We start from the raw sequence: 24,812 nt of genomic DNA on the forward strand, positions 1-24,812 counted from the left end.
ACACCGTCAGACCCATGACCCTGGGGAGTCACGTCATGCGCACGTCCGTTATCACCCGTTTCGCGAAGAACGACCGCGCCTTCTCCGGCCGCCGCCGCATCGCCACCCTCGCCGCCGCCACCGTCCTCGCCGGCGGCGTCCAGTTCCTCGCCACCGACTCCGCCTGGGCCTGCGGAGGCCCGGACAACGCGGCCGTCGCCGACCAGAGCGGGCCCGCCGCGGGCGACCAGGGGGACGTGCGCACGGGCATCAGCGCCGGCTTCCACATGACCCCGCCCGGCCAGACCATCACCCCCGGCGGCCCGAAGCTCGAGATCGGCGACAGCGTCGGCAACTTCACCGGCGCCACGGTCCAGAACGCCTCCCCGCTGCTCGCGATCTACAACCCGCGCGGCGGCCTCCGGCCCCAGGACTTCGTGGTCGAGGTCTCCTCCGACCAGGGCTGGAAGACCGTGCCCCTGCGCCACGGCTGCGACCCGACGCTGTGGGCCGACGCCCCCTCGGCGAAGGCCGACCGCCTGGAGACCGGCCGCGTCGCCAACTTCATGTACCGCGTGCGCCTGTCGGCACAGGCGCCGAAGGACCTCACCGAGCTCCAGGTCACCGTCGGCGGCCGGGCCAAGGGCTTCCCGGTGGAGACCAGCGAGGCGCGCACCGTCCGCGTGGTGCGCCAGGCCGAGAACCCCGCCCCGGCCCCCAAGCCCACCACCACCGCGAAGCCGACCACTCCGGCCAAGCCCGCCCCCGCCAAGCAGGACAAGCCCGCCCCGGCCAAGCCCGCCGCCGACCAGACCTCGGCCCCGGCCGCCACCAAGGCGCCCGCCGCCGCGCCCACCAAGGCCCCCGCCGCGCCGAGCGCGACCCCCAGTGCCGCCCCGGCCACCACCGCGCCGGCCGGCACCCCCGAGCTCGCCCAGACCGGCTCCAGCTCCTCCAACACCTTCCTCCTCGCCGCCTCCGCCGCCCTGCTCGCCCTCGGCGCCGGCGTCCTGATCGCCGTCCGTCGACTCCGTCCCCAGCGCTAGTCGACGGGCGGGCACAAGCGAAGGGGCCTTCCCCCCACACGGCGGTGTGGGGGGAAGGCCCCTTCGTGACGTTCCGGGCCGTCAGCCCCAGGTGATCAGGCGCTTCGGGCGCTCCAGCAGGGCGGCCACGTCGGCCAGCACCTTGGAGCCCAACTCCCCATCCACCAGCCGGTGGTCGAAGGAGAGCGCCAGCGTGGTCACCTGACGCGGGACCACCTTGCCCTTGTGCACCCACGGCATGTCCCGGATCGTGCCGACGGCGAGGATCGCGGCCTCGCCGGGGTTGAGGATCGGGGTGCCGGTGTCGACGCCGAAGACGCCGACGTTGGTGATGGTGATGGTCCCGCCCTGCATGTCGCCCGGCGAGGTCTTGCCCTGGCGGGCGGTGTCGATCAGCTCGCCCAGCGCGACGGCGAGGCCCGTGAGGGTCTTGCCGCCGGCGTCCTTGATGTTGGGGACGATCAGGCCGCGCGGGGTGGCCGCGGCGATGCCGAGGTTCACCTGGCCCTTGATGACGATCTCCTGGGCCGCCTCGTCCCACTGCGCGTTGATCTCGGGATGCCGCTTGACCGCGGTGAGCAGCGCCTTGGCGACCAGCAGCAGCGGGCTGATCCGGACGTCCCGGCCCAGTTCGCCGCTCTCCTTGAGCCGACGGACGAACTTCATCGTGCGGGTCACGTCGACCTGGACGAACTCGGTGACGTGCGGGGCGGTGAAGGCCGAGGCCACCATCGCCTGCGCGGTCGCCTTGCGGACTCCCTTGATCGGCACCCGGACGTCGCCCGTGGTGCCGACCGGCGCCGGCAGCGCCTCGACCGGCGCGGCCTCGACGGGCCGCTCCGCCGGAGCGGCCCGCGCGGCGGCCAGGGCCGACGCGTGGGCGTGCACGTCCTCGCGGGTGATCACGCCGTCCTGGCCGGTGGCGACGACGGCGCGCAGGTCGATGCCGAGGTCCTTGGCCAGCTTGCGTACCGGCGGCTTGGCCAACGGCCGTCCCCCGACGGGCTGTTCGGCCACCACGGGCGCGACCTGCGCCGGCACCGGAGCGACCGGAGCAGCCGGCGCGGCCGGAGCCGGCGTCGCGTTGACGGTGGTCGTGGTCGTACGCCGGGCCCGGCGCTGGGCGGTGCCGGTGCGCGGGCCGTAACCGACCAGCACCTCGCGCCGCTCGGGCTCGGGCTCGGCCGACGCAGCGGCCGGAGCGGCGGCCTCGGCGGCGGGAGCAGCCGGAGCGGCGGCAGGAGCCACGGCCCCGGCCTCCCCGGCGACCGCGACCGAGATGATCGCGGTGCCGACGTCGACGGTCGCGCCCGCCGGGAAGAAGAGCTGCTCGACGACCCCGTTGAACGGGATCGGCAGCTCCACCGCCGCCTTGGCGGTCTCCACCTCGCAGACGACCTGCCCGTCGGTGACGGTGTCACCCGGCTTGACGTACCAGCTGAGGATCTCGGCCTCGGTCAGGCCCTCGCCCACGTCGGGCATCTTGAACTCGCGGAGCGAGCGAACTTCGGTGGTCATCTTCGCTCCCCGGATCAGTACGCGAGCGCGCGGTCGACGGCGTCGAGCACACGGTCCAGGTCGGGGAGGAACGCCTCCTCGACCCGGGACGGCGGGTACGGCGCGTGGTAGCCGCCGACCCGCAGGACCGGCGCCTCCAGGTGGTAGAAGCACCGCTCGGTGAGCCGGGCGGCCAACTCGGCGCCCATGCCCAGGAAGACCGGCGCCTCGTGCACCACGACGGCCCGCCCGGTGCGCTTGACCGACTCCTCCAGGGTGGTGAAGTCCACCGGGGAGAGCGAGCGCAGGTCGACGACCTCCAGTCGGCGGCCGTCCTCCTCGGCGGCCGCGGCGGCCTCCAGGCAGACCTTGACCATCGGGCCGTAGGCGAGCAGCGTGGCGTCGGTGCCGGGCCGCACGATCCGGGCGTCGTGCAGCGCGAGGTCGGCGGCGGGGCCGATCTCGCCCTTGTCCCAGTACCGGCGCTTGGGCTCCAGGAAGATCACCGGGTCGTCCGAGGCGATGGCCTGCCGCAGCATCCAGTGCGCGTCGTGCGCGCTGGACGGGCTGACCACGCGCAGGCCGGCGGTGTGCGCGAAGTACGCCTCGTGCGACTCGCTGTGGTGCTCGACCGCGCCGATGCCGCCCGCGTAGGGGATGCGGATGGTGACCGGCATCTTGACGTGCCCGAGCGCGCGGGCGTGCATCTTCGCCAGCTGGGAGACGATCTGGTCGAAGGCCGGGTAGACGAAACCGTCGAACTGGATCTCCACCACGGGGCGGTAGCCGCGCAGCGCGAGGCCGATCGCGGTGCCCACGATGCCGGACTCGGCCAGCGGGGTGTCGATCACCCGGCCCTCACCGAAGTCCTTCTGCAGGCCGTCGGTGATCCGGAAGACGCCGCCGAGCTTGCCGATGTCCTCGCCCATCAGGACGGTCTTCGGATCGTTCTCCAGCGACTTGCGCAGCGCGTCGTTGAGCGCCTTCGCGATGCTGAGCTGACCGGCCATCAGTGGTTCTCCCCCGCCTCGAAGGAGGCCGCGTACTCGACGTATTCGGCCCGTTCCTCATCGACCAGCGCGTGCGGCTCGCTGTACACGTGGTCGAAGATCAGCGTCGGGTCCGGGTCCGGCATGCCGCGCACGCCCTCGCGCACCCGCAGCCCCAGCCGCTCGCTCTCCGCGTCGATCGCGGTGAAGAACTCCTCGTCCGCCAGGCCCTCCTTCTCCAGGAGGGTGCGCAGCCGCAGGATCGGGTCCTTGGCCTTCCAGGCCTCGGTCTCCTCGGTGGCCCGGTAGCGGGTGGGGTCGTCGGAGGTGGTGTGCGCGCCCATCCGGTAGGTGAAGGCCTCGATCAGCACCGGGCCGTTGCCGCTGCGGGCGTGGTCGAGCGCCCAGCGGGTGACCGCGAGGCAGGCCAGCACGTCGTTGCCGTCGACCCGGACGCCCGGGAAGCCGAAGCCGGAGGCGCGGCGGTACAGCGGGATCTTGGTCTGGGTGGTGGTGGGCTCGGAGATCGCCCACTGGTTGTTCTGGCAGAAGAACACCACGGGGGCGTTGTAGACCGAGGCGAAGGTGAAGGCCTCGTTGACGTCGCCCTGGCTGGAGGCGCCGTCGCCGAAGTAGGCGATGACCGCGTCGTCGGCGCCGTCCTTGCTGACGCCCATCGCGTAGCCGGTGGCGTGCAGGGCCTGCGCACCGATCACGATGGTGTACAGGTGGAAGTTCTTCTCGTTCGGGTCCCAGCCGCCGTGGTTCACGCCGCGGAACATGCCGAGCAGGTTGAGCGGGTCGACGTCGCGGCACCAGGCGACCCCGTGTTCGCGGTACGTGGGGAAGGCGTAGTCGCCGGTGCGCATGGCGCGGCCGGAGCCGACCTGCGCGGCCTCCTGGCCGAGCAGCGAGGCCCACAGGCCGAGCTCGCCCTGGCGCTGGAGTGCGGTGGCCTCGCCGTCGAACCGGCGGACCAGCACCAGGTCGCGGTAGAGGGCGCGCAGCTCCTCCGGAGTGGTGGTGAGCGGGTAGTCCGGGTGCTCGACCCGCTCGCCTTCCGGGGTGAGCAGCTGTACGAGCTCCGGCTGGGCGTCCGTCCCCGTGGCGCGGAGGGTGTCAGGGACGCCGGGGGCCGCCTTCTTGCGAGCCCTCGCCGTGCTTTTGACGGTCACGTTCACTCCTCGGTCTGTCCGGCCGCCCGGGGTCGCCGGTGACCGGTCCGGTCACCGCCTCGCGGGGCGCGCGTGGGTGTGCGCACCTACTGCGGGGCAGGTGGTGATCCTGTTCCGACGGCGTCCCTCACGAGAACGTTACCCAGCGTCCGCCCTTGGCGCGCTTGCGCTAGGACGTCCTACTTGTTCAGGGCCTACAACCCCGAGGGTGCCGCGGGTAGCGCGCCGTCGGAAGGGTGGGGGTGACGGACCGCGTGACGCAGCTCTCAATTCGGGCGCCTTCAGGACACCAGCGCACGTTATCCGGGCAGCGGCCCGTACGTAAGGGGGTTCTCGGTATCGGTTTTGGAGCGCTCCGGCCGGATCGCGTTGCCGTGGTGATAGGGAGGATAGGTCTTTCGTGCGGTGGTATGGGAGTCTTTGGAGGTGACTGATAACGGACAAATCAGGGTATTCCTGCTCGACGATCACGAGGTGGTCCGGCGGGGCGTGCACGATCTGCTCTCGGTCGAGGACGACATCGAGGTGGTCGGCGAGGCCGGCACCGCCGCCGAGGCGCTCACCCGGATCCCGGCGGTGCACCCGGACGTCGCGGTGCTCGACGTCCGACTGCCGGACGGCAACGGGGTCGAGGTCTGCCGGGAGGTCCGATCCCGGCTGCCGGAGATCAAGTGCCTGATGCTGACCTCGTTCTCGGACGACGAGGCACTGTTCGACTCGATCATGGCGGGTGCCTCCGGCTACGTCCTGAAGGCGATCCGCGGCACCGACCTGATCACCGCCGTCCGGGACGTCGCGGCCGGCAAGTCGCTGCTCGACCCGGTCGCCACCAGTCGGGTGCTGGCCCGGCTGCGCGACGGCGGCGAGAAGGAGGACGAGCGGCTGGCGCAGCTCACCAAGCAGGAGCGCCGGATCCTCGATCTGATCGGCGAGGGGATGACCAATCGTCAGATCGGCAACGAGTTGCACCTGGCCGAGAAGACGGTCAAGAACTACGTCTCCAGTCTGCTCGCCAAGATGGGCATGGAGCGGCGCACCCAGGCGGCGGCCTTCGTGGCACGGCACCAGGCGGACCAGCAGCACTGATCAGAACAGCAAGCACAGATCTGATGCTCTGTCAAGGGCCCCCGCACGGGGGCCCTAACCTCTGGCTGTGACTTTCAGCCAGACCCTCTCCTGCTCCCCGGCCCGCCCCGACCTCTCCGCGCCGCCGATAGGGACCCTCAGTCCGCCCGTCCCGCGCGCCGCACTCGCCGAGGTCCTGGGCCGTTACCGGGTAGGGGGGCTGCTGGCCGCCGAACCGGTCGCGGAAGGCCTGCTGAACCGCGGGTACCGGGTCACCACCGAGACCGGCGGGTACTTCCTGAAGTGCTACGTCGACGCCGCCACCGCCAGCCGTCCGAAGATCGTCGCCCACCACCGCGCGATGGCCGGGCTGCAGGCCCTCGGGCTGCCCGTCGCACCCCCGCTGGCCTGCGCCGAACGATCCGGCACGGTGGCCGGCTACGGCGGCCGGCTGTTCGCGCTGTTCCCCTGGGTCGATGGCCGACACCGGCACGGTACCGACCTCTCCCCGCCGCAGTGCGACGCGCTCGGCGCGCTGCTCGGCCGACTGCACGGCGCGCTCGACGACGTGTGCGCCCCCCTCGATCAGCCCGCCGGCTACCGCGCCGCCAACCCCCTCGACAGCGCCGACCTCGCCCGCGACCTGCGGCGGCGCGCCCGCGACCACCGCCCGTACGGCGACCTGGACGCGCTGATCGAACTGAGGCTCACCGAACGGCTGGAACTGCTCGCCGAACACGCCCACCGCCGCCCCGACCCGCAGACCGCCCCGCCCACCGGCTGGACCCACGGCGACTTCCACGGGCTGAACCTGCTGTACGGCGACGGCCCCGACGGCGGCCCGGTCGCGGCCGTCCTGGACTGGGACAAGCTCGGACCGCAGCCGCGCGCCGAGGAGGCCGTCCGCGCCGCCACCCTGCTCTTCAACGACCGGACGTCCGGCACGCTCGACCTGGTGCGGGCCCGCCACTACTCGCAGGCCTACCGGGCCACCGGGGCCGCCACCGCCGAGCACCTGGCCGCCGCCGCCCACCGGGTCTGGTGGGAGCGGCTGAACGACTTCTGGATGCTCCAGTGGCGCTACCAGCGGGCCGACCACCGGGCCGACCCGCTCTACCCCGCCTCCGCGGGCCAACTGGCCTGGTGGTGCCAGGAGTACGAGCAGGTCCTGGACGCCTTCGCCAACTGACCGGCGTCAGCCCGGACCGATCAGGGCGTCGCCGGCGGCTGTGTCACCGGCGGGGCCGTCACCGGCGGAACCGACTTGCTCGGCGGCGGCGGCGAGGTGGCCGTGTTGCCACCGCCGCCCGTGCTCGGGGTGGTGGGCGCCGTGGTGGGCGGGTTGGTCGTCGTCGAAGGGGCCGTCGGCGTGTGGCTGGCGCTCCCGGTGGGCGTCGGGGTCTGCGTGTGCTTGCCCGAACTCGACGACGGCGACATGTTGTTGTTGCCGCTGTTGTTGTTGCCGCTGTAGTTGCCGTTGTCGGTCGGCTGCTGCGGGCGCCGGGTGCCGGTGCTGGGCGCGGGCGGGCTCTGGGTGCCGCTCTGGGTCGGCGTGGTGGGCTCGGTCGTGCTGACCACCGGTGCGGGCGTCGGCGGCACGACGTGCGAGGTCCCGCCGTCGCCACCGCTGAACGCGAACGCCATGCCGACCCCGGCCGCGACCAGCACGGCCGCCACTCCGGCCACCCAGCCCCACGGCCCGCGCCGACGACCGGAGCCGTCCCCGTCACCGCCGTCGCCCTCACCGCCACCGCCGTAGGGGCCGCCGGCCCCCGGGTAGGGCGTCGACGGGGTGTGCGGTCCGCCGGCCCCCTGACCCGTCCCCGGGTAGGGCATCATCGAGGTCTGGTCACCGGGGCCGATCGAGCCGAAGGCCGCGGTGGCCGCGGTCTGGTCCGGCCGGATCACCTGGGTGGCGCCGGTGTTCCCCTGCCCCGCGGCGGCCAGCCCGGCCGCCGCGCCCGCCCAGCCCGCACCGGCCGCGCCGTGCATCTCGCGCAGCGCGTGCTGGATGTGCGCACGGAACTCGTCGGCGTCCTGGAAGCGGTCGTCCGGGTTCTTGGCCAGCGAACGCAGCACCAGCGGGTCCAGCCCGGCCGGCACCCGGCCGTTGGCGTGCGAGGGCGGCACCGGCATGTCCTGGACGTGCTGGTAGACCACCGAGAGCGGGGTGTCGCCGGTGAACGGCGGGCGCAGCGTCAGCAGTTCGTAGAGCATGCAGCCGGCCGCGTACAGGTCGGAGCGGTGGTCGACCGGCTTGCCGAGGGCCTGCTCGGGCGACAGGTACTGCGGGGTGCCCATGACCATGCCGGTCTGGGTCATGGTGCTGGCGGTGCCGGTCAGCGCCCGGGCGATGCCGAAGTCCATCACCTTGACCGCGCCCGCGGTCGTGATGATCACGTTGGCGGGCTTGATGTCCCGGTGGACGATGCCGTGCCGGTGGCTGTAGGCCAGCGCCTCCAGGACCCCGGCGATGATGATCAGCGCCTGGTCGACCGGCGGCGCCTGCTCGTCCACCAGCAGCTCGCGGACGGTCCGGCCCTCGACCAGCTCCATCACGATGTACGGCGTGGACTCGTCCCCGACGTACTCCTCGCCGGTGTCGTAGACGGCGACGATCGAGTGGTGGTTGAGCGCCGCGACGGCGTGCGCCTCACGGGTGAACCGCAGCCGGGCGATGTCGTCCTGGGCCAGCTCGCCGCGGAGCAGCTTGACCGCGACGGTCCGGCCCAGCCGGACGTCCTCGGCGGCGAACACCTCGGCCATGCCGCCGCGGCCGAGCCGGTGGGTCAGCCGGTAGCGGCCGTCGCCGACCGTACCCAGCGGGGCGGCGGTGCCGCGACCGGGGGTGTGCGGGCCGCCGGCCCCGATGACCGGCGGGAACGCGGTGGTCGCGGCGTCGCTGCCGGGCTCGGGAATCCTCGGCGTCCCGCCGGTCCGGCCGTTCGCACCGGCTCCCGTGTCGTCGTCCGGCTGCTGCGTCTGTGCCATCGCTCCTCGCCCCGGGCGTTCGCTCGGATCGCGGTGCCCTGTCGCTTACGTATCCCCGAACGCTACCGCTTCCGGCCCGGACCCGTGGCACGCCCGAACCGGCCGGAAAGCGTCAGAGCAGGCCATACCGGTCGGCCGGAAGGTCCACCACCAGCACCGCCGCGGGCCGCTCGCCGCTGGTGTGCCCGGTCTTGGTCTTCGTCTTGTTGTCCTGCGCCTTGTTGACCACGATCGCGATGATGATGCCGGCCAGCACGAGCACGCCGACGATGATCCCGATGACCACCGCGGCCGTCGAGCAGCCACCGCCGCTGGGCGCCTTCGGCTGCTGGTACGGCGGCATCGGCTGCGGCGGCGGGGTGTGCGCCTGCTGCGGCGCCCCCCGCTGCAGGTACTGGGGGTGCGGCGTGTGCGGGCCCTGCTGGTGCGGCGGCTGGAAGGCCGGCGGCGGGGTCCGGTACTGCGGCTGCTGCGGCGCCCCCTGCTGCAGGTACTGGGGGTGCGGGGTCTGCGGGCCCTGCTGGTGCGGCGGCTGGAAGGCCGGCGGCGGGGTCCGGTACTGCGGCTGCTGCGGGTACTGCGGCTGCGGCGTCTGCGGGGCCGGCGGCGCGGCGTGCACCGAGCGCGGCCCCTCGTTGATCACCAGAGGCGTGCTGGCCTGCAGCGGGTGCCCGCTGCCGCCGCCCTTCGCGGCCGCGATCAGCCGCTCCGCCTCGTCCCGCATCGCCGCCGCGCTCTGGAACCGGTGGGCCGGGTCCTTGCGCAGGGCCTGGGCGACGAAGGCGTCCACCACCGGGATGATCGACCGGTTGAGGGTGGACGGCGCCGGCGGCTCCTCCTGGACGTGCTTGTAGGCGATCGAGAAGGCCGAGTCGCCGTCGAAGACCAGCTGGCCGGTGAGCATCTCGAAGAGCATCACGCCGACCGAGTACAGGTCCGAGCGGGCGTCCACCGGCTTGCCGAGCGCCTGCTCGGGCGACAGGTACTGCGGGGTGCCGACCACCATGCCGGTCTGTGTCATCGACGTGACGCCCGATTCCAGCGCCCGGGCGATGCCGAAGTCCATGACCTTGACGTTGCCCTTGCGGTCGAACATGACGTTGCCGGGCTTGATGTCGCGGTGCACCAGGCCCATGTCGTGCGAGGCCTCCAGCGCGTTCAGCACGCCGACGATGACCTTCAGGGCCTCCTCGGTCGGCATCGCGCCGAACTGGGCGACCGCCTCGTTGATCGCCTCGCGCAGGCCCTTGCCGTCGATCAGCTGCATGACGATGTACGGCGTGCTGGAGCCGTCCGGGGCGACGTCCTCGCCGCTGTCGTACACCGTGACGATGTTCGGGTGCTCCAGCCGGGCCACCGCCTGCGCCTCGCGGCGGAACCGCTCCTTGAACGAGTCGTCCCGGCCCAGCTCGCTGTGCATGCTCTTCAGCGCGACCTGCCGGCCCAGCACGCTGTCGTACGCGAGGTGCACGGAGGCCATGCCGCCCTCGCCCAGCAGCCGCTGCAGCACATAGCGGCCGTTGCCCAGGGAGGAGCCCTCGACCGCCGCGTTGCCGTGCTCGCTCATGGTCCTCTGCTCCCCCTCGGCGCGGCCGTGGCGCCGCGACCGTGACGTTCGGTCTCGTCCGTGCGTGGTGGGCCCGGCCCGCTGGCCTGGCGGACCCCTGCCGCGGCGGTACGACCGGCCTGCGACAGGGGTCAGGGTATCGGCTCACGCCGACGGTGATCGGTCCAGGGCCGATCCTGGCCCCGGGCCGCCGACGCCGTCCGGCGGCGCCTCGATCCGGGGCGGATCGTCGCGGTACGTCCGGTTCCGACGGCCCGCTACAGGTACGGGCCGGACCGGATGCCGCGGCCCTGACCCGGCTCGTCCTCGTCCGGCTCGCCACCGTTCAGACCGGGCGGCAGCGCCCGCCGCATCTGCTCCAGCTGGGCCCGCGCCGCCATCTGCTGGGCGAACAGCGCGGTCTGGATCCCGTGGAACAGGCCCTCCAGCCAGCCGACCAGCTGGGCCTGGGCGATCCGCAGCTCGGCCTCGGTCGGAATGCTGTCCTCGGTGAACGGCAGCGAAAGCCGCTCCAGCTCGGCGACCAGCTCGGGGGCCAGACCGAGCTCCAGCTCCTTGATCGAGCTGGCGTGGATGTCCTTCAGCCGGGCCCGGCTGGCCTCGTCGAGGGGCGCCGCCCGGACCTCCTCCAGCAGCTGCTTGATCATGCTGCCGATCCGCATGACCTTGGCGGGCTGCTCGACCATCTCGGTCACCGGGAGCTCACGCGGCAGGTCTCCCTCGTCGTCGCCCGCCGAACCGGCGAACCCCTGGCCCACCGGCAGCCCGTCCGGTCCGACGATCAGCACCTTCTGGCCGTCCTGCGACTGCCCGCCCGCGGCCTGGAAGGGCTGCTGCGACGAGCGCTCGTTCATCGGATTCGTCATGAACAACATTCTCTCTCACTGGGGTTGGTCGGGCGGAAGCCCCCGTACGCCCGCCGTCCTGCGCCGCCGCTGACGACGGTACGCCGACGCGCGCCGCCCCGGGCATCCGTACGGATACTCAGTTTCCGCCCCGGCCCACCACGCCCCGGCCCACCTACGGCCGCCACACACCCCTCACCGAACCTCCCCCCACCACCCGGCGCAACCGCTCCACCGCGGGGTTCACCCCCGTCGCAACCGCAACCCGATCAACCCGAGCCCGCACCCGATCATCCCCAGCCCCGCACCCAGCGGGAACTGCAGGGTGGAGGCGTCACGCCAGCGGGCGGGCAGGACGGTGGGGGCGGCGGCGGCCACGGCCTGGTCGGTCGCGGCCGTGGCGGTGTCCAGCGCGGCGTCGTCGGCGGGAGCCGTCGCGTCCGGGGCGCCCTGGTCGGCCTCGGGCGCTTGATCCGGGGCCTGCGCAGGAGCCTGCACAGGGGCCCGGTCCGGCACTCGCTCCGGCACCTGCTCCGGGACGGCTTCGGCACGCTGGGGTGCCCACACGCTCCGGTGGCGATGCGCCCGGGGGCCGCCACCGTCCGGGTGCGGGCGGGGCACCGGGTGCTGCGGCGGCGCGGCCGCCGGAACTGCCGCGTCGGTCGGCACAGGAGTCGGCGGCGCCGAGACCACCGGGGCCGTGAGCACGGCGGCCACGGCCACCGCCGGCGCGGTGCCCGGCGTGGCGCTCCCGCCAGGCGTCGTCGCCGGCGTGCCGGGCCGGGTCGGGCCGGTGGTCGGCGCCGCAGCCGGCTCCACGATCGTCTCTGCGGTCGGCTCCGCCTGATCGCTCGCCTCGCCCGTCGGCGACGGGTACAGCGCGGGGGACGGCGCGGCGACGGCCGCCGAAGCGGCGGCCAGCGGGAGCGTGAGCCCCAGCACGACCGCCGCGATCAGCCGATGGGCCCGGCCCGGGCGGGTGCGGTGGTGGTGGGGACGACGGTGGTGTGGCGCGGAGGGCAGCGGCCCGAAGAGGTGTGTAGGTGCGGCCACGGTCGGAGGTCCTTCCGACGGCCGACCGCCCGCGGGCGGGTCGGCGGCGGGACAGCTCGGGACCAGCCTCACACATTCGGCCAATTAGAGCATTTCGGACCATTCGCACCAGGACCCAGCCCTCAGCACTCAGGCCTCAGACCTCAGACCTCAGACCCGCAGCACGACCTTGCCGACCTGCTCCCCCGCCGCCAGCACCCGGTGCCCCTCCCCGGCCTCGGTCAGCGGCAGCACCCGGTCGACCACCGGCTTCACCACCCCGGACTCGACCAGCGGCCACACGTGCTCGCGCACCGCCGCCACGATCGCCGCCTTCTCCGCCAGCGGACGCCCGCGCAGGTTGGTGGCGATCACCGCGGCGCGCTTGCGCAGCAGCGCGTTGAGGTCGAGTTCGCCCTTCACACCGCCCTGCAGCCCGATGATCACCAGCCGCCCGTTGACCGCCAGCGCGTCCACGTTCCGCTGCAGGTACTTGGCGCCCATGATGTCCAGGATCACGTCCACCCCGGTCCCGCCGGTGGCCTCCTTGACCACCTCGACGAAGTCCTGCTCGCGGTAGTCGATCGCGATGTCCGCGCCGAGTTCGGTGCACCGGGCCAGCTTCTCGGCGCTGCCCGCGGTGACCGCGACCCGCGCGCCGACCGCCTTGGCCAGCTGGATCGCCATGGTCCCGATGCCGCTCGCGCCACCGTGCAGCAGCACCGTCTCGCCGGGCCGCAGGTGGGCGGTGAGGAACACGTTGGACCACACCGTGCAGGCGACCTCGGGCAGCGCGGCGGCCTCCTCGAAGCCCAGGCCCTTGGGCAGCGGCAGCAGCTGCCCGGTCGGCACCGCGACGCGCTGCGCGTACCCGCCGCCGGCCAGCAGCGCGCACACCTCGTCGCCGACCGCCCAACCGGACACGCCCGCCCCGAGGGCGACGATCCGCCCGGCGCACTCCAGCCCGGGGTAGGGCGAGGCGCCGGGCGGCGGGTTGTAGTTGCCCTGCCGCTGGAGCAGGTCGGCACGGTTGACGGCGGTGGCCGCCACCTCGACCAGGACCTCGCCCTCGCCGGGCACCGGGTCGGGCACCTCGGCCCACACGAGCGCCTCGGGACCGCCGGGTACGGGAATCGTCATCGCATACATGTCTCGAACCTACTGCGCGTCAGGGCGCGGCGGCGGGCAAGGCCCGCGTCAGCCGGTCGACTTGATCACGATCACCCGGTCGGTGAGCTGGAGCACGGCGGCCTCGGGCTCGGTGTAGTTGAGCACCCGCCGGCCACGGACCACCGCGACCACCAGGTCCTCGCACTCGCGCGGGCTGTGCCCGGCCTCGGCGCGGGTGACGGGGCGCTCGACCACGTCCAGGCCGTGGCCGTAGGTGAGCAGGTCCTCCATCACGGCGCCGGCGTGCGGGCTGAGCATCGACAGGCCGAGCAACCGCCCGGCCGAGCTGGAGCTGGTGACGACGACGTCGGCACCGCTCTGCCGCAGCAGCGGGGCGTTCTCGTCCTCCCGGACGGCCGCGACGACGGTGGCGCCCTTGTTCAGCTGGCGCGCCGTCAGGGCGACCAGGACGGCGGTGTCGTCCCGTTCGGGCGCGATCACGACCCGGGCCGCGGTGGGCAGGGCGGCGCGCAGCAGGGTGTCGGTGCGGGTGGCGTCGCCGACCACGCCGACCAGGCCGTGCCGGGCGGCCTGCTCGATCACCTTGCGCTGCGGGTCGACGACGACGATCTCCTCCTTCTTCACGCCCTGTCCGAGCAGGGTGTCGACGGCACTGCGGCCCTTGGTGCCGTACCCGATGACGACGGTGTGCTCGCGCACGGTGGACCTCCAGCGGTTCAACCGCCACTGCTGGCGGGTGCGTTCGGTGAGCACCTCCAAGGTGGTGCCGACCAGGATGATCAGGAACACCACGCGCAGCGGGGTGATCACGAAGATGTTGGTGAGCCGGGCGCCGTCGCTGTACGGGGTGATGTCGCCGTACCCGGTGGTGGAGAGCGTCACGGTGGCGTAGTACGCCGCGTCCAGGAAGCTGAGCCCGCCGCCCGCGTTGTCGTTGTAGCCGTCCCGGTCGACGTAGACGATCAGCGTGGTGGCGACCAGCACGGCGAGCGCCAGCAGCAGCCGCGAGCCGACCTGCCGCCCGGCGGGCGCGGTCCGGCGGGCGGGCAGCACGATGCCGGCGTCCGCCCACGGCTCGCTGCCCGGGGCGGCCACCCGTCGCAGCCTGCTCATCCGCCCGCCTCTCCCCCGGCCGTCGGCCGCGGGTACCCCCGCCGTCCGGCGGCCGCTCCGCACGACACCTGCGCCGCGACGGTTCGCCCGTTCACGGCGCCTCCAGCAGTTCGACGGGCTCGCCGGCCGCCGCGCCGCCGGGCGGGACCACGGCGAGCGCCTCGGCCCGGGCGAGGCCGCGCAGCATCGCGGGCCCGTCGAAGGCGAGCGGCACGACGCCGTCGGCGGTGCGCCGGACGGGCAGCAGCCGGGTGTCCACCGGGTGCCCGGGCAGTCCGACCGCGGCGGGCGCGAGGGCCGGCGCGGGGGCGGACCGGCCGCTGCGGGCGTGCAGCAGCGGCAGGGCGAGGGTGACCGCCCCGGCGACGGCGGCCAGCGGGTTGCCGGGCAGGCCCACCAGGTGCCGCCCGCCCGGGAGCCCGACCGGGGAGGCCTCGGCCGACGGGAGTCCGGTGGGCGGGAGTTCGGCCAGCAGCATCGGGTGTCCGGGGCGGACGGCCACACCGTCCACCAGGAGCCGGGCACCGGCCTCGGCGAGTGCCCGGTGCAGGAAGTCGACCGGGCCGGCCGCCGTTCCGCCGGTGGTGACGACGACGTCGGCGGTGGAGTGCCGCAGTGCGTCCCGGAGCAGCCCGAAGTCGTCCCGGACGAACCGGACTTCGGCCACCTCGGCGCCGGCCGTCCGCAACCAGGGCGGCAGCAGCGGCCCGAGCGCGTCCCGGACCAGGCCCGGCCCGGGGACGCCCGAGGCGAGCAACTCGTCGCCGAGGACGAACAGTTCGACCACCGGGCGGCGGCGGACGGCGAGCCGGTCGTGGCCGCAGGCGGCGGCCAGCCCGAGCACGGCCGGGCCGACCGGGAGGCCACCGGGCAGCAACACCTCGCCGCGGCGGCACTCCTGGCCGCGCGGGCGGACGTCCTGGCCGGTGGTCAGCGGCTGGCGGCCGCGGTCGTGCAGCAGCGTGCCGTCCGTCCAGCCGTGCTCGCGGCGCAGTACGGCGGTGGCGCCGGACGGCAGTTGGGCGCCGGTGGCGATCTCGACGGCCCTGCCGTCGGCCAGCGGCGCGGCCTCGGCCCGGCCGGCCAGCACCTGCCCGGCGACCCGCCAGGGGCCGGGCCCGGCAACCGCCCAGCCGTCCATCGCGGAGGTGTCGAAGGCCGGCAGGTCGGTCAGCGCGGTGAGCGGCTCGGCGAGGGTGCGGCCGAGCGTCTCGGCGAGCGGCAGCCCGATCGCGGGCAACGGGCACAGCCCGGCCCGGCGGGCGGCCTCGCGGGCCTGCGGCCAGCTCAGCACGCCCGGCCCGGCGGGCGGGGCGGCCACGGTGACCTGCCCGACGGCGCTCACGGCTCGCCCGGCCCGGCGGCGGCGCTCCAGCGCTCGGCGAGCGCGGCGGTCCGACGGGCGGCCTCGGCCACGGCCTCCGGCCCGCCGCCCTGCTGGGCGGCCGCGTAGCCGATCAGAAAGGCGGTCAGCGGTGCGGCCGGGCGGGCCACTCCGTGCGCGACCACCCGGGTGAGGTCGAGCAGTCCCCGGACGTCGACGTCCAGGTCGATGCCCAGGTCGGCCCTCACCTCGGCGATCCAGTCTTCCAGCGTGCGCTCCATGCGCCCATGCTGCCTGATCGGCGGTTTCCCCGAGGTGTTCGCCCCAGGTGCAGCGCGCGTCGTTTCCCGCCCGGGCTCCCGCCCGGGCCGTGCGCGAGCGCCCTGAGACGCCCTGGCAAGCGCTAGGACCGGTCGCGCTCCCGGGCCTGTTCGAGGTCCTCCCAGGTGTCGCAGTCGTAGGCGACGTTGTCGGTGTCGGCCACCAGCAGGCGGGCCAGGCCGCCGGTGAGGCGGCGCAGCGGAAGGCCGGCCGGTTCGCCGATGGCGGCCAGCGCGGTGCGCAGCGGGGCGGTGCGGTAGGCGGCGGCGAGCGGCTGGTCGCGCCCGCCGGCGTCGACCAGGACGGCGGCGGCGACGGCCGGTCCGGCCTCGGCGAGGGCGGTGGCCAACCGGTCGACCGTCCGCCGGTCCAGGAACGGCAGGTCGGCGGCGAGGAGCAGCACGGTCGGCGCGGTGACCAGGTCGAGCCCGGCCGCGACGGCGGCTACCGGCCCGCCCCCGGGCGGCTGCTCCCTGGTCCAGCGGACGCCGGTGTGCGTGGTCGGCCGGGTGGGGCCGACCACGACGGTGCTGCGGGCGCCCGCGCAGGCGGCGAGCACCCGGTCGAGCAGGGTGGTCTCGCCCACGGTCAGTCCGGGTTTGTCGGTCCCGCCGAGGCGCCGGGCGGCCCCGCCCGCCGGGACGATCACGTCGTACGGCGTCATGCGGACAGTATCCGCCCTACTCGGCTTCGCCCTTCTCGGAGCCCTCGGAGCCCTCGGAGCCCGTGTGCTCCTCGGACTCCGCGGGCTCCTCGGACCCCGTGTGCTCCTCGGACTCCGTGGGCTCCTCGGCGGCCTCCGCCGCCCGCCCGGTGTTGGCCGCGGCGCCCAGTTCCAGGATGGCCGGCAGCGTCAGTTCCCCGTACCGCTCGTTCATCGCGGTGACCAGCGCCTCCGGGTCGTCCGGGTGCTCGGCCAGCAGCCGGTCGAAGTCCTGGAGGTACTCGCCGGTGAAGGCGAGCACCCGGGCGGCCTCGTCGCCCTGTTCGGGGGCGCGGTGGCCGGCGATGACCCGGTCGACGCCGAGCTCGGCGATCCGGCCGAGGTTGTGGCCCCAGGTGGTGCGCTGGGCCGGGGTGGTGTCGGCGGTCCAGACGTGGGTGCCGTTGTAGGCGAAGTCCCCGGCGATCACGGTCCGGATGCTCGGCACGTGGACGACCGTCGAATCGCCGCAGTCGCCCTGGCCGAGCAGCAGCACCGGGATGACCTGGCGGTCGAGCATGAGCGGCTGCGGCAGCAGCGGGGCGGGGATCAGCGGGTGGTCCGGGATGTCGTCGCCGTAGACCGGCTTCCACTGGGCGACCTTGGCGGCGGCGGTGCGCCGGATGCCGTCCACCACGACGGGTGCGGCCAGCAGCCGGGCGTCGGGGAAGAGCTTCAGCACCTCCTCGGCGCCGAAGTAGTGGTCGGGGTGCTGGTGGGTGACGACGATGGCGAGCAGTCGGCGGCCCTTGCCGGCCACCCATTCGGCGAGTTCGCGGCCGGCGCTGCGGGTGAGCTGGGCGTCGACCAGGATCGCGGTCTGCTCGCCGAGGATCAGGGTGGAGGTGGCGAAGAAGGCCGATTCGGGGCCGGTGAAGACGGCGACCTCCAGCGGGCGGGCGGGCCGCCCGGCGGCCGGGGCGGCGGCCTCGGCGTCCGTACGCTCCGCGCCGGTGCCCTCCTCGGGCGGGGACGACGTCACTGGCTGCTCCCTCTGGTCGGCGGTCGGATCTCCTGCGCCCTACAGCATGGGAGCACCGGCGGCCGATCGCGCGGAAGGCGCGCCCGGCGGGGCGCGCCTTCCGGCTCAGGTCACATCGGGGCTCAGACGGCCGCCACCTTGGCCCGGTGGGCGGCCTGCTCCAGCGCCTGGGCCTTGGACTCGGCGGCCTGGGGCACGAAGTCGGACAGCGCGGGGACGATCGGCGCCAGGGTGAACTCGGGGACGATGAAGTCGACCTCCAGCCCGAGCATGCCGGTCAGCACCTTCTCCAGGTAGGTGGTGACGAACTCGTACGGCTCGCGCGGGGCGCCGGGCGCGTAGGAGCCGCCGCGGGCGGCGACGACGGTCACCGGGGTGCCCTTGGCGGAGGGGGCGTCGCCGGCGGTGCGGCCGACCAGGATCACCTGGTCCAGCCAGGCCTTGAGGCTGGACGGGATCGTGAAGTTGTACATCGGGCTGCCGATGACGACGGCGTCGGCCTGCTCCAGCTCGGCCATCAGCTGCTCGCGCAGGGCGAAGGCGGCGGCCTGCTCGGCGCTGCGGCCCTCGGCCGGGACGTACGAGGCGGAGATGCCGTGGATGTCCAGGTGCGGCACCTGCTCGACGGCGAGGTCGCGGTAGACGACCGTGCCCTCGGGGTGCTCGGCCTGCCAGGCGGCCCGGAAGGCCGCGGTGACCTCGCGGGAGACGGAGCCGTCGGCGACGGCGGAGGAGTCGATGTGCAGAAGCGTGGGCATGACGGAACCTCCATAGGATTAGCAGCTGCTCTTTCCCCCGCAGCTGCAACTACCGTAGCAGCTTACTTTTCTGCAGTCACTACGGAAGGGTCGGGTACGCTGGAGCCATGTCCGAGCAAGAGCTAGCGACCGACCGGCTCCAGGGCCCGCCCGGTGTGCCCACGGGACACTGTGCGGCCGCCTCCCCCGCCCTGACCCGGGTCTTCGCGCTGCTCGGCAAGCGCTGGTCCGGCATCGTGGTCGCCGTGCTCAGCCACGGGCCGGCCTACTTCTCCGAGCTGCGCCGCACCATCCCCGGCATCAGCGAACGGATGCTCTCCGACCGGCTCACCGAGCTCGCCGACGCCGGGCTGGTCCTGCGCGAGGTCGACGCCGGCCCGCCGCTGCGGGTCAGCTACCGCCTCACCGAGGCCGGCATCGCGCTGAAGCCCTCGCTCACCGAACTCGCCCTCTGGGCCGACCGCCACCTGCCGGAGCGCCCGCTGCCCCCGGGCGGCTGCTGATCCTGCCGCGCAGGCGCGCGCACCACACGCGAAGCCGCCCGGAGAGCGTCCGAGCGCGCAAACGCCCGGGGCCCGTCCGTTGCGAGAACGGACGGGCCCCGGGCGTACGGGAAGCTCAGCGCCGGGCGGCGCCACGCAGGCGGGCCAGCCGGTCGGCGACGCCCCAGGCGGTCACCCGCCACAGCGCCTCGACCACGATGTTGCGGCTCATCTTGGACGCGCCCAGCTCGCGCTCGACGAAGGTGATCGGCACCTCGGCCACCTTGAACCCGGCCTTCACCGTGCGCCAGGCCAGGTCGACCTGGAAGCAGTACCCGGCCGAGGCGACCTCGTCCATGCCCAGGCCCTGCAGGGTCTCCTTGCGGAAGGCCCGGTAGCCGCCGGTGACGTCCCGGATCGGCACGCCCAGCATCAGCCGCGAGTAGGTCGAGCCGCCGCGGGAGAGCAGCAACCGCGACTTCGGCCAGTTCACCACCCGGCCGCCCGGCACCCAGCGCGAGCCCAGCACCAGGTCGGCGCCGCGCAGCGCGCCCAGCAGCCGGTCCAGCTCCTCGGGCTGGTGCGAGCCGTCCGCGTCCATCTCGACCAGGACGTCGTAGCCGTTGTCGATGCCCCAGCGGAAGCCCGCGAGGTAGGCGGCGCCCAGGCCCTCCTTGCCCTTGCGGTGCATGACGTGCACGTTCGGGTCCTCGGCGGACAGCTTGTCGGCCAGCTCGCCGGTGCCGTCGGGGCTGTTGTCGTCGGCGACCAGCACATGGGCCTCGGGCACCGCGGCCCGCACCCGGCCGACGATCCGCTCGACGTTCTCCGCCTCGTTGTAGGTCGGAATGATCACCAGGACCCTGCCGAGATCAGCAAAACTCTGCTGGTTCACGGTCACGTACAAACCTCTCGGCCGATGACGGGGAGTGTCAGAACACCGTCGCCCGCACTCTGGAACGCGGCTCCGCCGGCAGCCCGCCGACGGGATGACCACGGTGGAATCTGCTGCGCAGGGCGGAGACTACTGCGTCCTGGCATCCTACTACCGCGCCCGGGAACCACCGGTCCGGCCAGGGCACTCCCCTCCGGCACCGGCCGTTTCCCCGGTGGCGGCACCGGTCGGCTAGGGTCGATGCCCTTGCCTGTGCCCGGACCCCCGCACCGCCGGTCCCGTTGCCCGGCGATCCGGCACACCCGCCACCCAGCGAAGGAGTAGGACCGCGCGCATGGACAGGCTCGTCAACACCGTCCGCCCGTACGCCTGGGGGTCGCTGACCGCCCTGCCCGACCTGCTCGGGCAGGAGCCGACCGGCGAACCGCAGGCCGAGCTGTGGATGGGCGCCCACCCCGGCGACCCGTCCCGCGCCGACCGCGGCGACGGGCCCCGCCGACTGGACGAGCTGATCGCCGCCGACCCCGAGGGCGAACTCGGCGCCGCGACCGTCGCCCGGTTCGGCCCGACCCTGCCGTTCCTCTTCAAGGTCCTGGCCGCGGGCATCCCGCTGTCCATCCAGGCCCACCCCACGCTCGACCAGGCCCGCGCCGGGTTCGCCGCCGAGAACGCCCTCGGCATCCCGCTGGACGCCCCCGAGCGGAGCTACCGCGACGCCAACCACAAGCCCGAAATGGTCTGCGCGCTGGGCGAGTTCGAGGGCCTGTGCGGGTTCCGCCGGCCCGCCGAGGCGGCCGGGCTGATGGCCGGGCTCGCAGTGCCCGGGCTCGCCCCGCTGATCGATCTGCTGGCCGTCGAGGACGAGTCCGCGGCACTGCGCGGCACGCTGGCCGCCATCCTCACCATGGACGGGACGGCCGCCGAGGAGACCGTCCGGGAGACGGCCGAGGCACTGGCCGGCACCGACCCGGAGGGGATCTACGGGCCGTACGCCCGGATCGCCAAGGACTTCGCGCAGGACCGCGGCCTGATCGCAGGCCTGCTGCTCAACCACGTCCGGCTGCGGGCCGGCGAGGCGCTCTACCTGGGCGCCGGGGTGCCGCACGCCTACCTGGCGGGCGTCTGCGTCGAGCTGCAGGCCAACTCCGACAACGTCCTGCGGGCCGGCCTCACCCCCAAGCACATCGACGTCCCCGAGCTGCTGAAGGTCGTGATCTTCGAGGCCGGCGCCCCCGAGGTGCTGCACCCGGCCGCCGTCGAGGGCACGCCCGGCGAGGAGCTCTACCCCGTCCCGATCGACGAGTTCCGGCTCTCCCGCTTCACCCTGGACGGCCGGGACCGCGAGATCGACGGCCGCACCCCGCAGATCCTGCTCTGCACCGCCGGCACCGCCCGGCTCACCGGCGCCGACGGCACCACCCTGGACCTCGCCCGCGGCCGGTCGGCCTTCCTCCCCGCCACCGGCACCCCCACCCGCCTCTCCGGCACCGGCACGACCCTCTTCCGCGCCACCGTGACCGTCTGACCGCACCACGCCCGGAAACCGGCCAGGGCCCGTGCCCCCTCGTGGGGGTACGGGCCCTGGCCGTGTCGCGAGGCCGGTCAGCCGCTCCGGGAGCCCGCCTCGACGGGAACCCTCGGCTCGGCGGGCCCGGCCTGCTCGACCGCCGGCGCGGGCGCGGGCGCCGGAGCGGGCGCGATCCGTTCGAGCGCCTTCAGAGCCTTCTTGCCGAGCTTCTGGAAGGGCAATTCCACCAACCGGTACATCAGATAGGCCGCCACCAGCGTCACCGCCAGGAACTCGACCGTCCACAGCACCTTGGCGCCGGTCTCGGTGGGCCGCGGCGGAACGCCGACCAGCGGGCCGATCGTGTGCAACAGGTGGACGTGCAGCAGGTACACCGAGAAGCTGACCGCACCGAGCCAGGTGAGCACCTTCGGGAAGCGCTTCTTGCGCAGCGCCATCGCGCCCAGGAAGGTCGCCCAGGCGCCGGTGTAGGAGGCGCACCAGGCGATCCAGCCGGAGTTCCAGGTGTAGTTCTCCATGCCGTTGCGGTTGTACATCCACCCCATGGCCACCCCGGCGACGATCACGAAGCCGCAGCAGATCCAGGCCTGCGTCCGGTCGATCTGCCCGTGCTCGGCGCGGTAGAGCACCGTGCCGGCGAACATCGTCGCGAAGATCAGCATGGTCTCGAAGCCGGGTGCCCGGCTGTTGGTGAACAGCAGCACCGCGGCGAGGCAGCCCACCAGCAGACCGCCCAGCTTGGTCAGCGCCGGGTTGCCGCTGAGCATGCAGACGAAGCCCATCACCACGACCAGGGCCGCCGCCAGCACCAGGTGCCGGGTGGAGTCCAGGTCGTGGCCGAAGGTGTCGGCGGCGAGCACGCCGCCGAAGACCAGGCCGATCGTCGCGAAGCCGACCGCGATCACGCTGCTGCGACGATGCCAGCCCACCGAGAACAGGCCGGTGACCAGGAAGTAGAAGACCATCTCGTAGGTCAGCGTCCAGGTCACGCCCATGCCGTTCACGACGTTCAGCATGTCCTGGAGCATGGTGGCGTTGGCCACCAGCGAGATCAGGTTGTGGCCGGTGCGGAACAGCGCGACCGAGCCGTCACCCTCCGGCAGGATCATGATCGCAACCACGAAGGTGGCGATCAGCGCCGGGTAGATGCGGAAGAGCCGCCCCACCCAGAACGCCCGTACGTCGCCCCGGCGTTCCAGCGAGGCCGGGATGATGTAGCCGCTGACCAGGAAGAACACCATCACGCCGTACAGGCCGAGATCGAAGTGCGACCAGACCGCGCCACCGAACGGCAGCATTTCGAGGATGCCGAAGTGATGCAAGGCCACCACGAGGGCGGCCAGGCCGCGTAGGGCGTCGAGCCAGCCGAGACGGGATCCGGCGGCCGTAGCGCGCGCGGTACCGGCTCTGCCGGACGGCCACAGTCGTATCTTCTTCACCGCAGGGACAGTAGTCCATACCCGACGGCCCATCGTTCCCGAAGCGCCCCGCACACCACGTCTCGCCCGTCCTCCGCCCGTTCTCCGCGCGGAGGACGGGGGGTGAAAACAGGCCCTAGTCGCGGGTCATGTCGACGAAGCGGGAGTAGTGGCCCTGGAAGGCCACCGTGATGGTGGCGGTGGGGCCGTTACGGTGCTTGGCGACGATCAGGTCGGCCTCGCCGGCGCGCGGGGACTCCTTCTCATAGGCGTCCTCGCGGTGGAGCAGGATGACCATGTCGGCGTCCTGCTCGATCGAGCCGGACTCGCGCAGGTCGGAGACCATCGGCCGCTTGTCGGTGCGCTGCTCGGGGCCACGGTTCAGCTGGGAGAGCGCGATGACCGGGACTTCCAGCTCCTTGGCCAGCAGCTTCAGGTTTCGCGACATGTCGGAGACCTCCTGCTGGCGGTTCTCGGCCCGGCGGGAGCCGCCGGACTGCATCAGCTGGAGGTAGTCGATGACGACCAGCTTGATGTCGTTGCGCTGCTTGAGCCGGCGGCACTTGGCCCGGATCTCCATCATCGACAGGTTCGGGGAGTCGTCGATGAACAGCGGCGCCTCGCTGACGTCGGGCATCCGGCGGGCGACCCGGGTCCAGTCGTCGTCCGTCATGTTCCCGGAGCGCATGTGGTGCAGCGCGACCCTGGCCTCGGCGGACAGCAGGCGCATGGCGATCTCGTTGCGGCCCATTTCGAGCGAGAAGATCACGCTCGGCAGCTTGTGCTGGATCGAGCAGGCGCGGGCGAAGTCCAGCGCCAGGGTCGACTTGCCCATCGCGGGGCGGGCCGCGATGACGATCATCTGGCCGGGGTGGAGGCCGTTGGTGAGCTGGTCGAAGTCGGCGAAGCCGGTCGGGACGCCGGACATCTGGCCGTTGCGGGAGCCGATGGCCTCGATCTCGTCGAGGGCGCCCTCCATGATGTCGGCGAGCGGCGCGTAGTCCTCGTTGGTGCGCTGCTCGGTGACGGCGTAGATCTCCGCCTGGGCGGCGTTGACGATCTCGTCCACGTCACCCTCGGCCGCGTAGCCCATGCCGGCGATCCGGGTGCCGGCCTCGACCAGCCGGCGCAGGACCGCGCGCTCGTGGACGATCTGGGCGTAGTACTCGGCGTTGGCGGCGGTCGGGACGGAGTTGACCAGGGTGTGCAGGTAGGAGGCGCCGCCGACGCGCTGCAGTTCGCCGCGCTTGGTCAGCTCGCCGGCCACGGTGATCGGGTCGGCCGGCTCCCCGCGGGCGTACAGGTCGAGGATCGCGCCGTGGACCATCTCGTGCGCGGGCCGGTAGTAGTCGGCCGGCTTGAGCACCTCGACCACGTCGGCGATGGCGTCCTTGGACAGCAGCATGCCGCCGAGGACGGACTGCTCGGCGGCGAGGTCCTGCGGGGGGACCCGCTCGAAGCCGTCCACACCGCCCTGGCCCTCGTCGTCGCCCCGGCGCTGCCAGCCGCCCTCACGCTGCGAACCGTCGCGCTGGGAGCCGTTCCGGCCGCCCTTGCCGCCCTGGGAGCCGCCCTTCTGGAAGCCGCCCTCGCGGCCTCCGCCACCCTGGCCGCCACCCTGGCCACCGTTCTGGCCGGCACGGCCGCGGGAGACCGGGAGCCGGTCGCCGGGCCCGTCCGGGAAGGGCGCGTCGTCGAAGGCGCCGGCCGGGAAGGGGTCCTCGGCGGTCTGCCACTCCTCCTCCGGCGGCGGGGCGTCGTGGTCGTCGTACTGGGGGCCGGTCACGCGTGTTCCCCGATCAGCGAGTGGTGCGAGTTGGAGCGGGCCTTGCCGGTGGCTGGGTGGAACGGAGCCGCTCCTCTTTGTACGCCACGGCACCGACAAATCGGACGCCGGGGCGGGCGGGAGTGTCGGGCGGAGGGCCCACGCTAAGGCGCCGGGAGCCGTTCAGCCAAGACGGTTATCCACAG

The 24,812-nt window shown here is 73.5% G+C and carries 20 protein-coding genes and 1 pseudogene; 5 read left to right on the forward strand and 16 right to left on the reverse strand.

The annotated features are described in order from the left end of the window. The first annotated feature begins 35 nt into the window (after window positions 1-35). Window positions 36-1,025 (forward strand): LPXTG cell wall anchor domain-containing protein, encoded by a 990-nt coding sequence (locus tag P3T27_RS01580; protein ID WP_280673815.1) that lies wholly within the window; start codon window positions 36-38, stop codon window positions 1,023-1,025. 81 nt (window positions 1,026-1,106) lie between these two features. On the opposite strand, the gene P3T27_RS01585 is transcribed toward P3T27_RS01580, so the two are convergent. Genes P3T27_RS01585 through pdhA form a run of 3 tightly spaced genes read right to left on the reverse strand, consistent with a single transcriptional unit; the run spans window position 1,107 to window position 4,692 of the window. After that, complete coding sequence (locus P3T27_RS01585; protein WP_280673817.1) at window positions 1,107-2,543, reverse strand: dihydrolipoamide acetyltransferase family protein; 1,437 nt, start codon at window positions 2,541-2,543, stop codon at window positions 1,107-1,109. Between the two features lie 14 nt (window positions 2,544-2,557). Next, on the reverse strand, window positions 2,558-3,535 hold the full coding sequence (locus tag P3T27_RS01590) for an alpha-ketoacid dehydrogenase subunit beta (RefSeq protein WP_280674103.1): 978 nt from the start codon (window positions 3,533-3,535) through the stop codon (window positions 2,558-2,560). Continuing rightward, on the reverse strand, window positions 3,532-4,692 hold the full coding sequence (gene pdhA, locus P3T27_RS01595) for a pyruvate dehydrogenase (acetyl-transferring) E1 component subunit alpha (protein ID WP_280673819.1): 1,161 nt from the start codon (window positions 4,690-4,692) through the stop codon (window positions 3,532-3,534). The genes P3T27_RS01590 and pdhA overlap by 4 nt, the downstream gene beginning before the upstream one ends. 420 nt (window positions 4,693-5,112) lie before the next feature. Here pdhA and P3T27_RS01600 point away from each other — a divergent pair, with 420 nt between their 5' ends. Continuing rightward, entirely contained in the window at window positions 5,113-5,772 is a 660-nt protein-coding gene (locus P3T27_RS01600) for a response regulator transcription factor (RefSeq protein WP_280673821.1), read from the forward strand. 67 nt (window positions 5,773-5,839) lie between these two features. Then, window positions 5,840-6,940, forward strand: a complete 1,101-nt coding sequence (locus tag P3T27_RS01605) for a phosphotransferase (protein ID WP_280673823.1) — start codon at window positions 5,840-5,842, stop codon at window positions 6,938-6,940. Window positions 6,941-6,960: 20 nt separating this feature from the next. Here P3T27_RS01605 and P3T27_RS01610 read toward each other — a convergent pair whose 3' ends face one another. The 10 genes and pseudogenes from P3T27_RS01610 to P3T27_RS01655 form a co-directional block, all read right to left on the reverse strand. Continuing rightward, entirely contained in the window at window positions 6,961-8,742 is a 1,782-nt protein-coding gene (locus tag P3T27_RS01610) for a protein kinase (protein WP_280673825.1), read from the reverse strand. A 112-nt stretch (window positions 8,743-8,854) separates the two neighbouring features. After that, entirely contained in the window at window positions 8,855-10,309 is a 1,455-nt protein-coding gene (locus tag P3T27_RS01615) for a protein kinase (RefSeq protein WP_280673827.1), read from the reverse strand. Between the two features lie 257 nt (window positions 10,310-10,566). Next, window positions 10,567-11,175 (reverse strand): bacterial proteasome activator family protein, encoded by a 609-nt coding sequence (locus P3T27_RS01620; protein ID WP_280673829.1) that lies wholly within the window; start codon window positions 11,173-11,175, stop codon window positions 10,567-10,569. A gap of 222 nt (window positions 11,176-11,397) precedes the next feature. Continuing rightward, window positions 11,398-12,207: a hypothetical protein gene (locus P3T27_RS01625; RefSeq protein ID WP_280673831.1), complete on the reverse strand. Its 810-nt coding sequence runs from the start codon at window positions 12,205-12,207 to the stop codon at window positions 11,398-11,400. Between the two features lie 150 nt (window positions 12,208-12,357). Then, on the reverse strand, window positions 12,358-13,335 hold the full coding sequence (locus P3T27_RS01630) for an NAD(P)H-quinone oxidoreductase (RefSeq protein WP_280673833.1): 978 nt from the start codon (window positions 13,333-13,335) through the stop codon (window positions 12,358-12,360). A 48-nt stretch (window positions 13,336-13,383) separates the two neighbouring features. Next, window positions 13,384-14,430 carry an NAD-binding protein gene (locus tag P3T27_RS01635; protein ID WP_280673835.1) on the reverse strand — a complete coding sequence of 349 codons (1,047 nt, stop codon included), beginning with the start codon at window positions 14,428-14,430 and terminating at the stop codon, window positions 13,384-13,386. 91 nt (window positions 14,431-14,521) lie between these two features. Then, window positions 14,522-15,775 carry a molybdopterin molybdotransferase MoeA gene (locus tag P3T27_RS01640; RefSeq protein ID WP_280673837.1) on the reverse strand — a complete coding sequence of 418 codons (1,254 nt, stop codon included), beginning with the start codon at window positions 15,773-15,775 and terminating at the stop codon, window positions 14,522-14,524. Continuing rightward, window positions 15,772-16,750, reverse strand: a pseudogene (locus P3T27_RS01645) (DUF6457 domain-containing protein). The gene P3T27_RS01640 and the pseudogene P3T27_RS01645 overlap by 4 nt, the downstream one beginning before the upstream one ends. 5 nt (window positions 16,751-16,755) lie before the next feature. Then, window positions 16,756-17,760 (reverse strand): MBL fold metallo-hydrolase, encoded by a 1,005-nt coding sequence (locus tag P3T27_RS01650; RefSeq protein WP_280673839.1) that lies wholly within the window; start codon window positions 17,758-17,760, stop codon window positions 16,756-16,758. Window positions 17,761-17,882: 122 nt separating this feature from the next. Continuing rightward, the gene (locus tag P3T27_RS01655; protein ID WP_280673841.1) at window positions 17,883-18,518 is read right to left on the reverse strand and encodes an NAD(P)H-dependent oxidoreductase; all 636 of its coding nucleotides are present in this window, start codon (window positions 18,516-18,518) and stop codon (window positions 17,883-17,885) included. A 107-nt stretch (window positions 18,519-18,625) separates the two neighbouring features. Between P3T27_RS01655 and P3T27_RS01660 the strand changes: the two genes are divergently transcribed. After that, entirely contained in the window at window positions 18,626-19,021 is a 396-nt protein-coding gene (locus tag P3T27_RS01660; RefSeq protein ID WP_280673843.1) for a helix-turn-helix domain-containing protein, read from the forward strand. Between the two features lie 115 nt (window positions 19,022-19,136). Here P3T27_RS01660 and P3T27_RS01665 read toward each other — a convergent pair whose 3' ends face one another. Further along, window positions 19,137-19,901, reverse strand: a complete 765-nt coding sequence (locus tag P3T27_RS01665; protein WP_280673845.1) for a polyprenol monophosphomannose synthase — start codon at window positions 19,899-19,901, stop codon at window positions 19,137-19,139. Between the two features lie 328 nt (window positions 19,902-20,229). Here P3T27_RS01665 and manA point away from each other — a divergent pair, with 328 nt between their 5' ends. After that, window positions 20,230-21,420, forward strand: coding sequence for a mannose-6-phosphate isomerase, class I (manA, locus tag P3T27_RS01670; RefSeq protein WP_280673847.1), 1,191 nt, complete (start codon window positions 20,230-20,232; stop codon window positions 21,418-21,420). Between the two features lie 77 nt (window positions 21,421-21,497). On the opposite strand, the gene P3T27_RS01675 is transcribed toward manA, so the two are convergent. Both P3T27_RS01675 and dnaB read right to left on the reverse strand, forming a co-directional pair. Continuing rightward, window positions 21,498-22,862 (reverse strand): acyltransferase, encoded by a 1,365-nt coding sequence (locus tag P3T27_RS01675; RefSeq protein ID WP_280673849.1) that lies wholly within the window; start codon window positions 22,860-22,862, stop codon window positions 21,498-21,500. Between the two features lie 115 nt (window positions 22,863-22,977). Continuing rightward, entirely contained in the window at window positions 22,978-24,627 is a 1,650-nt protein-coding gene (gene dnaB / locus P3T27_RS01680) for a replicative DNA helicase (protein WP_280673851.1), read from the reverse strand. Window positions 24,628-24,812 lie beyond the last annotated feature (185 nt).

The organism is Kitasatospora sp. MAA19, from assembly GCF_029894125.1.
Classification (GTDB): Bacteria; Actinomycetota; Actinomycetes; order Streptomycetales; family Streptomycetaceae; genus Kitasatospora.